Source organism: Arthrobacter sp. 10T419, from assembly GCF_056394105.1.
Genome location: NZ_JBFTHF010000025.1, coordinates 1 through 676 on the forward strand (window position 1 = coordinate 1; position 676 = coordinate 676).

The 676-nt window shown below is 73.1% G+C and carries 1 pseudogene; it reads left to right on the top strand.

What is annotated here, in order from left to right:
* Window positions 1-676: pseudogene (locus AC1DBD_RS17690) on the top strand (hypothetical protein); the annotation flags it as partial.

The following is a 676-nucleotide window of genomic DNA, read 5'->3' on the forward strand; positions in this document are numbered from 1 at the left end:
GTGTTCGGCGCCGCGGGCCGGGGCGTGGTCATCGGCTCCCAGGCGCAGGTCGGGGCGGACTCGCCCGGCGACGGCGTGGTGGTACTGGGCAGCGACGCCACGGCATGGGGCGACAAGGCCGTGGCGATCGGCGGCAACGCCAATGCGGGCTACACGGACAACATCGCCATCGGCGGCGATGCCCAGGCCACCGCTGCCTCCGCCGCCGTGGCGGTGGGCGCCGATGCCTTCGCGGGGGGCGACCAGAGCGTGTCCGTCGGCTCCGCCGCCAGCGCCCAAAGCCAGGCGGCCGTGGCGATCGGAGCCAGCGCGAACGTGTACGGCTACGGCACCATCGGCATCGGGCGCGGCGCCATCGCCAACAACCACCACGCCACCGCCATCGGCGAGTATGCGGAGGTGAGCGCCTACGGCAGCGTGGCGCTCGGCGCGTCTTCCGTCTGCGACCGCGAATACGCGGTGTCCGTCGGCACGGCGGACAATGGCCGCTACATCACCCATGTGTTACCGGGCGAGCAGGACGACGACGCCGTGACCGTCGCGCAACTCAAGGACGCGGCCCTGCAGGTCAACCCGAAAGTGGCCCGGCGCCTGGGCAACCTCGAGGCCCGCATCGCAACGCTGCGCCAGCTCGAAGCGCGCATCGCGGCGCTGGAGCGGGCGGCGGGGCGTTCGT